This is a genomic window from Bradyrhizobium campsiandrae (genome assembly GCF_014529705.1).
Taxonomy (GTDB): Bacteria; Pseudomonadota; Alphaproteobacteria; order Rhizobiales; family Xanthobacteraceae; genus Bradyrhizobium; species Bradyrhizobium campsiandrae.
Genome location: NZ_JAANIH010000005.1, coordinates 94,982 through 109,005 on the forward strand (window position 1 = coordinate 94,982; position 14,024 = coordinate 109,005).

Sequence of the window (14,024 nt, forward strand, 5' to 3'; positions counted from 1 at the left end):
GAGCCAACATGTACGCATTGTTCGAAGGAAAGCGGCAGATCGGAAATCCCTTCGCAACGGAGAGGGAGGTCTGGGAGGCCGCTTTGATCGAAGGCCTGGTGACGGACGTTCCCGTCGCGGACGAGGAAGGGGGCCATCTCCTGCCCGCCGGCTATCACGTTCAGGAAGTGGATGACGCATCGCGCCCAGCGGACGCGAAGGCGCCGCCCGGATTGTCGCAGGCTGCCGACGGTAAGGATGGGTCAGGTCCCACTGATTAGGAACTGCGTCCAGCATCTCGGGTTGGTCGGATTGGACCCGTCCAACGAGGAGCCAGCATGCCGGAACCGGACGTTCGCAAGGGGATGCCGCCCGTCAAGCTGTCGCGAGAGGAATTCGAGAGCCGCTACAAGAGCCAGTTCATCGATCCTGCCTTTGCGCCGCTGCAGCGAGAGCTCGATGCAATCGTCGGCGCGGCGTGGGAGGCCTACAGCCAGTCACGCAAAGCGCCGGCAACGCGGAAGGCGGGCGCCGGATTTGCCGATCCCGACTACGACCTTTCTGTCGATTGGCTGGCGGCACGTGCTGCCATCCTGGACGCACAACGCCAGCACGACGATGCCGGGGCGACGCCGCGCATTCTCGTCGTCAACGGCTCGGCGCGCAGCGAGCACACCTGTCCCGGCGAGATGTCCAAGAGCTGGCGCATGGTCAAGCTTGCGGAGCCCGTCCTTGCCGAGATGGGGTTTGCCGTCGACATTCTCGATCTCTCGCGGCTCACCTCGGAGTTCGGCAAGACCATTCATCCCTGTAAATCGTGCGTCGCGACCGCGATGCCGCTCTGCCACTGGCCGTGCAGCTGCTATCCGAACTATTCGCTGGGTCAGACCGGCGACTGGATGAATGAGATCTATCCGCTCTGGGTGGCGGCCCACGGCATCCTGATCGTGACGCCGGTAAATTGGTATCACGTGCCGGGCGGCCTCAAGGCAATGATGGATCGCCTGGTCTGCGCCGATGGCGGCAACCCGGATCCGACGTCGACCCATGGCAAGAAGGCTGCCGAGGCGAAGGCGATCGAGCTGAAGGGCTGGCCGTATCCGCGGCATCTCGCCGGCCGGCATTTCGGGCTGATCGTTCACGGTGACAGCGTCGGCGCCGAGGGCGTGCGCCGAACTCTGTCCGATTGGCTGACCGACATGCATCTGGTCTCGGCGGGGCGCTTCGGCGAGCTCGATGGTTATGTCGGCTACATGGAGCAATATGCGACCTCACATCGCGAACTCGACGACGACGCAGAGTTCCAGCAAGAGGTACTGAACGCCGCGCGCGCGCTCGGCAACGCCGTCCGGCTGGCGCGGAACCGGTCTGCTCCGGGAGCCGGGCGCCGGTCTCGAGGACCCCAACCCCAAGTGAGGATGTTCGATCGGGCCGAAAGCCAGGAACGAAGCGGGTCGCCTGGTTTTGGGTGTGAGAGACGGCCGTCGCTGGGAGAACCTGATGGCGCATAGCGAAAACATGACCACTCAAGAGATGCCTGCCTGAGGATGCGCTGATGCTGGAAGAGAAGCTCAAGGAAGCAATCATAGGTGAGCTCAAGCGTCAGGCAGCCAACCGGCCGCAATCGCTGAAGGTCGCCGGCTCGTCGGAGGAGCTGGTCGTCGATGGAAAGATCGACCTTGCCGAGCTCGTCATGGTGATCGCAGGTTCGGTTGCTGGCGGGCCGTAGCCGCTAGAGCATCGCCTTCAGCTTGAGCGCATCCGCCGGAGCGGCGCTCTTCTGGTCGTTGTCAAAATAGACATAGACGTCGCAGCCCTGCCGCTTCCAGGATTTGATCCGCCGCGCCCATTGCGTCAGGGTCGGCCGAGGGTAGTGCCCGTGGTATCGTCCGCTCGGACCGTGGCCACGCACATAGACGAAGTCCGCCGTACGCTTCCAGGGCGCCGGTGCATCGGCGTGGTCTGACAGGCAGAGCGAGATGTTTTCGTCGGCCAGCATCCGCAGAATGCGGGGCTGATACCAGCTCGGATGCCGGAATTCGAAACTGTACCGGCGTTTTCTGGACAATAGCTTGAAGAAGGAGCCGAGCCTGTCGGCATTCGCCTGGAACTGCGGCGGCAGCTGGAAAAGGATCGGTCCCACCTTGCCCCGCAGCAACGAGATGCGATCTTCAAGCAGCTCGAGGCTGTTTTGGGATCGGTCCGTGAGGCGCTTCCAATGCGTGATGAATTTGGACGCCTTCCAGGCGAAGACGAATTCGCCGCCGGTTTGCTCTCGCCATCCCTCGACCGCCTCGGGTGTCGGCGTCCGGTAGAAAACGCCGTTCAGCTCGGTGGTTTCGAATTGACTGGCGTAGTAGCGAAGCTGTTGCTTCAGCGGCAAGCCTTCAGGGAAGAACGGGCCGCGCCAGGAATCGTAATGCCAGCCGGAAGTGCCAATCAGGACGCGCGCCATGTTGAGTGAAACGCTGCGCCGCAAGAGGGTTCCTAAATTGCTGTCCTTCGCATTTTTTATTCGGCCTCGTCCCTGGAGGCCGCCAACAAGTCGAAGCTCTCGCGTGCGGTATAAGTGACGGCCTCGATCTTGTTGCCGTCGAGGTCGCGGACGAATGCACCGAAATAATTCGCATTGTAGTTCGCCCGTATCCCCGGCGCGCCTTCGTCGGTTCCGCCCTCTCGAGCGCGAGTCGATGGAAGCGTCTGACGGTGTCGCGGTCGGGCGCCTGGAAGGCAATGTGCACGCCGTTGCCGGGAGACGCCGGGCGGCCGTCAACGGGCGTCTCGAGGCTGAAGACAATGTCGGAGGCGCCGTAGTGAACCGCGGTCGGGGATGCCTTGAGGCGGAAGCCGATCAGCTGCATCAGCGGGCCATAGAACGCCTGGGCGCGGGCTACGTCGTTTGTGCCCACTGATACGTGATGGATCATCTGCCGCTCTCCGTCATGATACGGACGTCATGCCAAAGCGATCGCCGCCGACGCGGAGGGCCCGGCCTCGCGTGGAGGCCGGGCCTTTCCTGGTCAGCGTCGCCGCTTCGCGGCGCGCGTCTTGGTCGTCCGCCGGTTATAGGGCGAACGATTGATCGGCTTCAGCGAGATGCCCTCGCGATGGGCCTTGCTGCGGATCGCCGCGATCGGGCGCTGCAGCTTGATGCTCATGACGCCCGTGGGTGTGTTGCCCTTTGCAAGCTGTCGCAACATCCTGACGTCCGCCGTCGACCACGGCTGACGTGAACGACGCTTATACGCGGGGTTTGCCTTGCGCGGTCCCTTCTTGCCGATCGGCGAGCCGGGACGTTTCCATGCTGTACGTGCCATGTTGATCCTCCTTGGTCATCAAGGCACGAATCAGCGTGTTGGTTCCGTTCCTCACGATCGACGCATGACTGCGCTCGGCTGCGTCGCAGCTGGTGCGCGATTGATGCACTAGGTGCCAGGGCGGACGTCACGACGTTGGCAATTGTGGATAGTTGGTTTCCAGATGGCACGCCCGAAAGCGCGTCGGCAACGCCGTTGGATACGAAATCTGCTCGAAAACAACGGTTTGGGGCTCCAGATCGAGCCGCGCGCCAGATCCTGCCCGGCTGGCCCGGATATTGCTATCCGGTATGATAGTTTTATAGAAACATCATACCGGAGTGCGGGCAGGGATGGCTGGCGTGACGAGATTGTCCGTGCGGGCAGTTGAGCCCGGAATATTGGTGCTGTTCAGTGGGCTGATCACAGCCAATGTTGCCTCGTGGGCCTGGGCCGTTGCGCTGTTTGCCGATCGGCCCGCGGTGATGGCGACGGCGTTGCTCGCCTGGGCGTTCGGCCTGCGTCACGCCGTGGATGCCGATCACATCGCGGCCATCGACAATGTCGTGCGCAAGTTGATGCATGTGGACGACGCGCCGAAGACCGCGGGGCTCTATTTCGCGCTCGGTCACTCCTCCATCGTCCTCGGGGCGACCGTGCTGCTTGCACTCGGCGTCGTCAGCCTCGGCGGAGACAGCCTGCTGAGGCAGCTCGGCAGCCTGATCGGCACCTCGGTATCCGCCTTGTTCCTGCTCACGATCGCGGCGATCAACCTTGCGATCTTCGCCGGCCTGTGGCGGACCTTTCGCACGGCGCGAGAGCAGGGCGTCCATGACGCCGCGGGGCTCAGTGCGCCGCTCGCCCATCACGGCTTGCTTGCGCGGCTGCTTGGCCCGATGTTTCGCCTGGTGACGAAGCCTTGGCACATGTTTCCGCTCGGCCTGTTGTTTGGTCTGGGTTTCGACACCGCGACCGAAATTGGCCTGCTCAGCATCTCCGCGACCGAAGCGGCGCGCGGTGCTTCCCTCGCCAACATCCTGGTCTTCCCCGCGCTGTTCGCCTCAGGCATGGCTCTGGTCGACACCGCCGACTCCATGCTGATGGTCAGCGCCTATCGCTGGGCGCTCGTCGATCCCATGCGAAAGCTCTGGTACAACCTCACCATCACCGGCGCGTCGGTTGCGGTTGCGCTGATGATCGGTGGCATCGAGGCGCTCAGCTTGATCTCTGATCGCCTCGGCCCTTCCGGCGGCGTGTGGGCGCTGGTCGACGCTCTCAATGAGTCGCTTGCCAATGCCGGTGCCGCGGTCGTTGCGCTGTTCGCGGTCGCGTGGCTGGTATCGGCGTTGCTGTACCGCCGCGTCATCGCATGTGACCCGTCGCATGCGAATGAGCTGCGAGGCGCCGATGCGACCGAGGCGGTTTGAGGGCGGACGTCGCTATGGCGTGCTGACACTCTCGGCCTTGGCTCTGCTCGTGGATGGCGGCGGCGCCTTCGCGCGAGACGATGGCCTCGCGCAGGAATTGCCGCCGATCCAGATCACCGCTGGCGAGACAACTCATCACAAGAAGCTTCCCGCGTCGCGCCGCGCTGGTGCCTCGCGCCCGGTCGGCCGCCGCATCCATGTTTCCCCGGCTGGCTCGCAAACCGCCGACCCGCGCAGCGTCGCCTCCGGCGAACAACGGGCACCCGGCATGGCGAGCGAGCTCACCGTTTCAGGCGAAAGGATCAACGCCCGTCCATTCGCGCGGCCGGGCGAAGCGCTCGAAACCGTGCCGGGTCTGATCGTCACCCAGCATTCCGGCGAGGGCAAAGCCAACCAGTATTTCCTGCGCGGCTATAACCTCGACCACGGGACCGACCTCGCCATCACTGTCGACGACGTGCCCGTCAACATGCGCACGCACGCGCACGGCCAAGGCTATGCCGACCTTAACTGGCTGATTCCGGAATCCATCGCTGCGATGGACGTACGCAAGGGACCGTATTTTGCCGACGAAGGCGATTTCGCCTCGGTCGGGAGCGTGCATATCGGCCTGATCGATCGCACCAGGACCCTTGCACAGGTGACCGCCGGCAGTTTCGGCTATCGCCGTCTGCTCGGCATGGACTCCGCCAAGCTCGGCGACGGCGCGCTGCTCGTGGCCGGCGAAATCGGCACCTACAACGGCCCCTGGGACAACCCGGACATGGTGCGCAAGCTCAACGGTCTGGTGCGCTACAGCCAGGGCACCGCGACCGATGGCGTGTCCGTCACCGGCATGGCCTATGCGAACAGATGGAATTCGACCGACCAGATTCCACAGCGCGCGATCACATCAGGTTTCGTCGACCGCTTCGGCTCCGAGGATCCGACCGACGGCGGCAACACCAACCGCTTCGCGCTATCCGGCCGCGTGGCGCAGAGCGACGAGCTCGGCTCCTGGAAGGCGAATGCCTATGTGGTGAAAAGCCAGCTCGATCTCTTCAACAACTTTACCTACTTCCTCGGCGATCCCGTGCTCGGCGATCAGTTTCACCAGCACGACGACCGGCTGATGTCCGGCGCCAATATTTCGCGCACGCTGAACGGATCTTTCGCAGGCCTGCCGATGCAGACCGCCATCGGCCTGCAATCGCGCTACGATGCGATCGATCTCGCATTGTCCAGCACCGTCCAGCGCGGCTTCATCTCCCCAATCCGCAGCGACAAGGTCGGCGAAGGCAGCGTCGGAGTCTATGCCGAGAACACCGTGCGCTGGACCGACTGGCTCCGGACCACGGTCGGCTGGCGCGGCGACTACTACGCGGCCAATGTCACGTCGCTGTTCAATTCGAACAATTCCGGGCGCGTCGATGCATCGCTCGGGAGTCCGAAGTTCAGGATGGTGCTCGGGCCATTCAATCGGACCGAGCTGTTTCTCGGCGCCGGCTATGGCATGCATTCGAACGACGCCCGCGGCGCGACCACGACGGAAGATCCGGGCGATCCCGCCACAAAACTCTCGCCGTCGCCGTTGCTGGTGTGCACGCGCGGGGCGGAGATCGGCATTCGCAGCAGGGCCGTTACCGGTCTGGAGTCGTCATTCAGCCTCTTCATCCTCGACCAGGACTCCGAAATCCTGTTCTCGGGCGATGCCGGCGACACCGAGGCGACGCGGGCGAGCCGCCGTTACGGCTTCGAATGGACCAACCACTACCGCCCAAGCTCCTGGATCGACATCGACGCCGATCTGGCGATGACACATGCGCGCTTCCGCGGCTATGACAGCGAGCAGGCGGCGGTATATGCCTCGCTCGCCGGCTATCCGGAGGCGCAACTTGGCAATGCGCCCGGCAGCTACATCCCGAATGCGCCGCCGATGGTGGCGTCGGCCGGCGTCACGCTCGGTGAAAAGACCGGCTGGTTCGGCTCGTTGCGCTGGCGCTATCTGGCGTCGAGCCCGTTGACCGAAGACAACGCGTTCCGCTCGTCAGCGACCAGCATCGTCAACGGCCGTCTCGGTTATCGCATCGACAATGGCTGGCGCATCCAGCTCGACGTGCTCAACCTGTTCGACACAAAGGCAAACCAGATCAGCTATGCCTACGGTTCGCTGCTCAAGACCGATACGCTGTACGGCCTCTGTGCCGGCGGCGTCGCGCCGACGGCGGTCTGCCGCAACGGCGTGATGGACTACGTGCTGCATCCGGTCGAGCCGCTGACGGTTCGTCTCACGGTGGCTGGGACATTTTAGGTTTGTCCCGTCGGTGGTTGCGGCAATATGGAGGTGGTGTGGTCGTGAATGGCAGGAGAGCCTTGGGGAAACATCGATGAAGCGTGATCTCGATCTGGCCGGCTTTGACCTGCATCCGCAGCGCGGTGCGGTGCTTGGCGAAGTGCACGCGCGCCCGTTCACGCGGCTGACGGCGCCGCTGACCGTGCTGCGCATGGCTTTCCTCAGTCAGGGCGACGTTGCTGCCGCCGACCGCGAAAAATTCGTAGCGTTCTGTGCCGCCCAGGGGCAACCGCCACCGGACGAAGGAACCAAGCATCATCAGGTGACGATTGGTGCGATCCAGCTCCGGTGGGAGCAGCATTCCGAATTCACGACCTTCACCTGGATTCTCAGCCGCGCAAATCAATCGTCACGCGCGTTCGGCGCGATCGGGGATGAGCCGGCCAGTTTGATCCGGTCCCTTTCGCAATCCGGCCAGTTGCTGGTCGCGGTCAAGCTCGAGGTCGAGCAGACGTCGTCCGCGCTGGAGCGTGCTCAACAGCTTTTCGAGCGAAGCAGCCTCGCCATGGCCGCAGTCCGCAGCGGACCGGCAGTCGTTGCGTCCGACTTTCGGGTCGACGATCAGGGCTTCGTACGCATCCTGGTGTGCAATGATGGCCTGTCGCCAGGCCGCCTCGGCGCCCTGGTGCAGCGCGTGCTCGAAATCGAGACCTATCGCACGCTGGCGCTGCTCGGCCTTCCGGCCGCGCTCGAGCTTGCGCCGTCGGTGGATCATATCGGCCGGCGACTGGTCGAAGTGCTCGAGGAGATGCAGGGGGCGGAGGATCTCAAGCTCAACAATCATCTGTTGACGGAGTTGACCGCTTTGGCCGCGTCGCTGGAAAGGGGAGCTGCCGGCAGCCTGTTCCGCTTCGGCGCGAGCCGGGCCTATTATGACATCGTGCAGGCCCGCCTCGCCGTGATCGAAGGCGGCGAGATCGCGGGCTATCCGACCTGGTCCTCGTTTCTCGCCCGTCGCATGGCGCCGGCGATGCGGACCTGCGCCACGATGGAGGACAGGCAAGCCAATTTATCGATCAAGCTCGCGCGCGCCGCCGACCTGTTGCGAACCCGCGTCGACGTCGAGCTCGAAGAGCAGAATCGCGACCTGCTGCGTTCGATGGACGAGCGCACCAAGCTGCAGTTGCGGCTGCAGAGCACGGTCGAAGGATTGTCGGTCGCGGCGATCGGCTATTACGTCGTCAGCCTGTTCGGCTATCTCGCCAAGGGGGCGCATGACGGCGGGCTGCATGTCGAGCCTTCGCTGGCGACCGCGGTGTTCGTGCCGGTGGCCGTGGGCCTGGTCTGGATCGTGACCCGCAACATCCGCAGGCGGCACCTCAAACACGACGAGCCGTCGGGCGCGCACGATTGAGCTGTGGAAACGAGCCTCTTGCGCTTCGGAAGATAGCGGTTGAAGCTGGGGCGACCGGGAGACGTATCATGAGCCGATCCGACGGAATGACCAACGTGCTCTGGCTGCAGGGCGCCAGCTGCGGCGGCTGCACCATGTCGATCCTCGAAAGCGGCGCCTCCGGCTGGTTCGACGAGCTCAGGCAGTTCGGCATCAACCTGCTATGGCATCCCTCCGTCAGCGAGGAGACCGGCGAGGAGGCGATCGAGGTGCTGCAATCCGTGCTGGACGGCAAGGTCCGGCTTGACCTGCTCCTGCTGGAGGGGTCCGTCGCGCGGGGGCCGAATGACACGGGCCGCTTCAACATGCTCGCAGGAACTGGCCGCTCGGTCTATCGCTGGATGCTCGATCTGGCACCGCGCGCCGACTATGTGATTGCGGTCGGAAGCTGCGCCGCCTTTGGCGGCGTTCCGGCCGCGGGCTCGAACCCGACCGATGCCGTCGGGCTGCAGTTTGAAGGCTCGGATAGCGGTGGTGCATTGGGGGCCGGCTTTCGCTCGCGGCTCGGTCTGCCGGTCATCAACGTCGCCGGTTGTGCCCCGCATCCGGGCTGGATGATGGAAACCATCCTGGCACTGACCACAAAGGATATTGCCGCGACCGATCTCGATGGATACGGGCGGCCGAAATTCATCGCCAATCATCTCGCCCATCACGGCTGCTCGCGCAACGAGTTCTACGAGTTCAAGGCCAGCGCCGAGACCATGTCCGAGCGCGGTTGCCTGATGGAGCATCTTGGCTGCAAGGCCACGCAGGCCGTCGGCGACTGCAATCAGCGGTCCTGGAACGGCGGCGGCTCCTGCACCAAGGGCGGCTATGCCTGCATCGCCTGCACGTCGCCGGGCTTCGAGGGCGCCCAGAACTTTCTGGAGACCGCCAAGCTCGCGGGCATTCCGGTCGGCCTTCCAACCGACATGCCAAAAGCCTGGTTCGTCGCGCTCGCGGCGCTGTCGAAGTCGGCGACGCCGCGGCGCGTGCGGCTGAACGCGACCGCCGACCATGTGGTCGTGCCGCCTGGCCGCGCAACGCCCAAGGGCAAGCCATGACGCGGATCACGATCGGCCCGTTCAACCGCGTCGAGGGTGATCTCGAAGTCCGCCTCGACGTCGAGGGTGGCCGGGTCATGCGCGCCGAGGTGACGGCGCCGCTTTACCGCGGTTTCGAGCAGATTCTCGAAGGAAGGCCGCCGCTCGACGCGTTGGCGCTGGCGCCGCGAATCTGCGGCATCTGCTCGGTGTCGCAATCGGTTGCGGCGGCGGCCGCGCTGCGTGACGCGATGTCCGTCGAGGCGGCGCCGAACGGGTCGCTCGCGACCAACATTGCCCATGCGGCGGAGAACGCGGCCGACCATCTGACCCATTTCTACATTTTCTTCATGCCGGACTTCGCCCGCGAGGCCTATGCCGCGCACGCCTGGCACGAGGAGACCCGCGAGCGCTTTGCGGCAACCCGCGGCAGCGCGACGCGCGATGCCCTGCCGGCGCGGGCACGGCTGCTGGAGACCATGGGCATCATCGCCGGAAAATGGCCGCACAGCCTCGCGTTCCAACCCGGCGGTACGACGCGCGCCATCGACCTCGGCGAGCGCGTCCGGCTGCTGTCGATCACGACCGCGTTTCGAAGCTTCCTCGAACGCGTCGTGTTCGCGGATTCGCTGGAGAACGTGCTGGCGATCACGACCGCGAACGAGCTCGATCGCTGGCGCGATGGCCGTCGCGGCGATTTTTCGCATTTCCTGCGGCTGGCGGACAGTCTTGCATTGTCGGAGCTCGGCAAGGGCACGGGCTTGATGATGAGCTACGGCGCCTATCATGGCGTTGATGGCGGGTTGTTTCCGCGCGGCCTGTTCGGCCCCCGCGCAGCGATCGAGCCGCTGCCGCTGACACAGATCACCGAGGATGTCTCGCACGCCTGGATGCGGGAGTCTTCGGTCGACCCTGCCCACAGCAATACGGTGCCAGATCCCGACAAGCCGGCGGCCTATAGCTGGTGCAAGGCGCCGCGGTTATCGGGCCAGCCGATCGAAGTCGGCGCCATCGCGCGCCAGATGGTGGCGGGGCAGGCGTTGATTGCTGACCTGGTGTCTGCGAGCGGGACCAACGTGCGCAACCGCGTGATCGCGCGGCTGATCGAGACCGCGCGCATTGCGCTTGCGATGGAGCAGTGGACGCGAGCGCTGCGCTTGTCGGAGCCGTTCTGCCATAGCGCAGGCGACATCCCCGATGGTAGCTATGTCGGGCTGGTCGAGGCCGCCCGTGGCAGTCTCGGGCACTGGATGGCGGTACGCGGCGGCAAGATCGAGCGCTACCAGATCATCGCACCGACCACCTGGAATTTTTCGCCGCGCGATTCCTTTGACGTCGGTGGCCCGCTGGAGCAGGCGCTCGTCGGCACCGATGTCGGCGATGAAGGTCCCCGCGCGGTGGCGATCCAGCACATCGTGCGCTCGTTCGATCCCTGCATGGTGTGCACCGCACATTGACCGGAAACTTCGTTGCCGGCTGCAAATCGAATTGTTTCCGCTTCTCGTCATTTTAGCGCCCTCACGTACCTTTCATGAGAGCGATTCAAACGCAACGTTCTGGAATCTCTCCACTTTTGAATCACTCCAGGCTGTTGGCCTGCTTCTTGCTGTCCTTGGCGTCATTGAAAAGTCAAAGCCGAGACGGGAGGGTTCATGGGCGCGGCGACGGAAACATTTTACAGCGTGATCAGGCGGCAAGGGATCACGCGTCGGAGCTTTCACAAGTTCTGCAGTCTGACCGCAACGAGCCTCGGCCTCGGTCCGCTGGCGGCAAGCCGCATCGCCAACGCGCTCGAGACCAAGCCTCGTGTGCCGGTGATCTGGATGCACGGCCTCGAATGCACCTGTTGCTCCGAGAGCTTCATCCGTTCCGCGCATCCGCTGGTCAAGGATGCCGTGCTGTCGATGATCTCGCTCGATTATGACGACACCATCATGGCGGCCGCGGGTCACCAGGCCGAAGCGATCCTCGATGAGACGCGCGCCAAGCACAAGGGCCAGTACATCCTCGCGGTGGAAGGCAATCCGCCGCTGAACGAAGGCGGGATGTTCTGCATTGATGGCGGCAAGCCGTTCGTCGAGAAGCTGAAGATGATGGCCGAGGACGCGATGGCGATCATCGCCTGGGGCGCCTGTGCGTCCTGGGGCTGTGTCCAGGCGGCCAAGCCCAATCCGACGCAAGCGACCCCGATCGACAAGGTGATCACCAACAAGCCGATCATCAAGGTGCCGGGGTGCCCCCCGATCGCCGAGGTGATGACCGGCGTCGTCACCTTCATCACCACCTTCGGCAAGCTGCCCGAGCTCGACCGTCAGGGTCGGCCGAAGATGTTCTACTCGCAGCGCATTCACGACAAATGCTATCGGCGGCCGCATTTCGACGCGGGCCAGTTCGTCGAGGAGTGGGACGACGAGGCCGCGCGCAAGGGCTACTGCCTCTACAAGATGGGCTGCAAGGGGCCGACCACCTACAACGCCTGCTCCACCGTCCGCTGGAACGGCGGCGTGTCGTTCCCGATCCAGTCCGGGCACGGCTGCATCGGCTGTTCCGAGGACGGCTTCTGGGACAAGGGCTCGTTCTACGACCGTCTCACCAACATCAAGCAGTTCGGCATCGAGAAGAATGCCGATCAGATCGGCATGGCGGCGGCCGGCGCCGTCGGCGCTGCGGTGGCGGCACACGCGGCGGTGACCGCGGTGAAGCGGCTCGCGACCAAGCGCGAAGACGCCGACCACAACAGCTGATCGAAAAGACATATCAGGGTAGGACAACCATGGGCATCCAGACTCCCAACGGCTTCAATCTCGACAATTCCGGCAAGCGCATCGTCGTCGATCCAGTGACCCGCATCGAGGGGCACATGCGGGTCGAGGTCAACGTCGACGCTGACAACGTCATTCGCAACGCGGTTTCGACCGGTACGATGTGGCGTGGCATCGAAGTGATCCTGAAGAACCGCGATCCGCGCGACGCCTGGGCGTTCACTGAGCGGATCTGCGGTGTCTGCACCGGCACGCACGCGCTGACGTCGGTGCGGGCGGTCGAGAACGCGCTCGGGATCACGATTCCCGAGAACGCCAATTCGATCCGCAACCTGATGCAGCTTGCCTTGCAGGTGCACGACCACATCGTCCACTTCTATCACCTTCACGCGCTGGACTGGGTCGACGTCGTCTCGGCGCTCTCGGCCGATCCGCGCGCGACCTCGACACTGGCGCAGTCGATCTCGAGTTGGCCGCTGTCGTCACCCGGTTACTTCAAGGATCTGCAGACGAGGCTGAAGAAGTTCGTCGAATCAGGACAGCTCGGTCCGTTCAAGAACGGCTATTGGGGCAGCAAGGCCTACAAGCTGCCGCCCGAAGCCAATCTGATGGCGGTGGCGCATTATCTGGAGGCGCTCGACTTCCAGAAGGACATCGTCAAGGTCCACACCATCTTCGGCGGCAAGAACCCGCATCCGAACTGGCTGGTCGGCGGCGTTCCCTGTCCGATCAATGTCGACGGCACCGGCGCCGTCGGCGCAATCAACATGGAACGGTTGAACCTGATCTCCTCGATCATCGATCGGCTGATCGAGTTCAACGAGCAGGTCTATCTGCCCGACGTCGCGGCGATCGGCTCGTTCTACAAGGACTGGCTCTACGGCGGCGGCCTCTCGGGCAAGAGCGTGCTCGCTTATGGGGACGTGCCCGAACATGCCAATGACTATTCCACAAAGAGCCTGAAGCTGCCGCGCGGTGCCATCATCAACGGCAATCTCTCTGAGGTGTTTCCGGTCGATCATGCCAATCCGGATGAGATCCAGGAGTTCGTGGTCCATTCCTGGTACAAATATCCTGATGAGACCAAGGGTCTGCATCCCTGGGATGGCGTCACGGAGCCGAACTACGTGCTCGGGCCCAACGCCAAGGGCACCAAGACCGCGATCGAGCAGCTCGACGAGGGCGGCAAATATTCGTGGATCAAGGCGCCGCGCTGGAAGGGGCACGCCATGGAGGTCGGACCGCTGGCGCGCTGGGTCGTCGGCTACGCGCAGAACAAGGCCGAATTCAAGGATCCCGTCGACAAGTTCCTGAAGGATTTGAACCTGCCAACGTCGGCGCTGTTCTCGACGCTCGGCCGCACCGCGGCGCGCGCGCTCGAATCCGTCTGGGCTGGGCGTCAGATGCGCTACTTCCAGGACAAGCTCGTCGCCAACATCAAGGCCGGCGACAGTTCGACCGCCAATGTCGACAAGTGGAAGCCGGAGAGTTGGCCAAAGGAGGCCAAGGGTGTCGGCTTCACCGAGGCGCCGCGGGGCGCGCTTGCGCACTGGATCAAGATCAAGGACACCAAGATCGACAACTACCAGTGCGTGGTGCCGACCACCTGGAACGGTTCGCCGCGCGATCCCAAGGGCAACATCGGCGCCTTCGAGGCCTCGCTGATGAACACGCCGATGGTCAACCCCGAGCAGCCGCTCGAGATTTTGCGCACCATTCATTCCTTCGATCCCTGCCTGGCCTGCTCGACCCACGTCATGAGCCCCGACGGCCAGGAGCTCGCCAAGGTCAAGGTCAGGTAGGAGGCGGA

The 14,024-nt window shown here is 64.0% G+C and carries 11 protein-coding genes and 1 pseudogene; 10 read left to right on the plus strand and 2 right to left on the minus strand.

Annotated elements, in window-relative coordinates:
* Positions 1-8 precede the first annotated feature (8 nt).
* The 3 genes and pseudogenes from G8O24_RS05435 (at position 9) to G8O24_RS05445 (ending at position 1,708) form a co-directional block, all read left to right on the plus strand.
* Positions 9-260: a hypothetical protein gene (locus G8O24_RS05435; protein WP_188097434.1), complete on the plus strand. Its 252-nt coding sequence runs from the start codon at positions 9-11 to the stop codon at positions 258-260.
* A gap of 57 nt (positions 261-317) precedes the next feature.
* A pseudogene (locus tag G8O24_RS05440) lies at positions 318-1,395 on the plus strand (flavodoxin family protein).
* A gap of 139 nt (positions 1,396-1,534) precedes the next feature.
* The gene (locus G8O24_RS05445) at positions 1,535-1,708 is read left to right on the plus strand and encodes a hypothetical protein (RefSeq protein ID WP_188097237.1); all 174 of its coding nucleotides are present in this window, start codon (positions 1,535-1,537) and stop codon (positions 1,706-1,708) included.
* Between the two features lie 3 nt (positions 1,709-1,711).
* Here the strand turns inward: G8O24_RS05445 and G8O24_RS05450 are convergent, their stop codons facing one another.
* Positions 1,712-2,434, minus strand: coding sequence for a DUF72 domain-containing protein (locus G8O24_RS05450; RefSeq protein ID WP_188097427.1), 723 nt, complete (start codon positions 2,432-2,434; stop codon positions 1,712-1,714).
* A 565-nt stretch (positions 2,435-2,999) separates the two neighbouring features.
* The gene (locus G8O24_RS05455) at positions 3,000-3,296 is read right to left on the minus strand and encodes a hypothetical protein (RefSeq protein ID WP_188097239.1); all 297 of its coding nucleotides are present in this window, start codon (positions 3,294-3,296) and stop codon (positions 3,000-3,002) included.
* Between the two features lie 332 nt (positions 3,297-3,628).
* Between G8O24_RS05455 and G8O24_RS05460 the strand changes: the two genes are divergently transcribed.
* The 7 genes from G8O24_RS05460 to G8O24_RS05490 all read left to right on the plus strand — a co-directional run bounded on the left by G8O24_RS05460 (position 3,629) and on the right by G8O24_RS05490 (position 14,016).
* The gene (locus tag G8O24_RS05460) at positions 3,629-4,702 is read left to right on the plus strand and encodes a HoxN/HupN/NixA family nickel/cobalt transporter (protein ID WP_188097241.1); all 1,074 of its coding nucleotides are present in this window, start codon (positions 3,629-3,631) and stop codon (positions 4,700-4,702) included.
* Complete coding sequence (locus tag G8O24_RS05465; RefSeq protein WP_188097243.1) at positions 4,683-6,992, plus strand: TonB-dependent receptor; 2,310 nt, start codon at positions 4,683-4,685, stop codon at positions 6,990-6,992. The genes G8O24_RS05460 and G8O24_RS05465 overlap by 20 nt, the downstream gene beginning before the upstream one ends.
* Positions 6,993-7,068: 76 nt before the next feature.
* Positions 7,069-8,388, plus strand: coding sequence for a DUF3422 domain-containing protein (locus tag G8O24_RS05470; protein WP_188097245.1), 1,320 nt, complete (start codon positions 7,069-7,071; stop codon positions 8,386-8,388).
* Positions 8,389-8,456: 68 nt separating this feature from the next.
* Positions 8,457-9,473 carry an NADH-quinone oxidoreductase subunit B family protein gene (locus G8O24_RS05475; protein WP_188097247.1) on the plus strand — a complete coding sequence of 339 codons (1,017 nt, stop codon included), beginning with the start codon at positions 8,457-8,459 and terminating at the stop codon, positions 9,471-9,473.
* Complete coding sequence (locus G8O24_RS05480) at positions 9,470-10,909, plus strand: nickel-dependent hydrogenase large subunit (RefSeq protein ID WP_188097249.1); 1,440 nt, start codon at positions 9,470-9,472, stop codon at positions 10,907-10,909. The genes G8O24_RS05475 and G8O24_RS05480 overlap by 4 nt, the downstream gene beginning before the upstream one ends.
* Before the next feature lie 195 nt (positions 10,910-11,104).
* A complete protein-coding gene (locus G8O24_RS05485) occupies positions 11,105-12,196 on the plus strand; it encodes a hydrogenase small subunit (RefSeq protein WP_188097251.1) in 1,092 nt (363 codons plus the stop codon).
* A 29-nt stretch (positions 12,197-12,225) separates the two neighbouring features.
* Positions 12,226-14,016, plus strand: coding sequence for a nickel-dependent hydrogenase large subunit (locus G8O24_RS05490; RefSeq protein WP_188097253.1), 1,791 nt, complete (start codon positions 12,226-12,228; stop codon positions 14,014-14,016).
* Positions 14,017-14,024 lie beyond the last annotated feature (8 nt).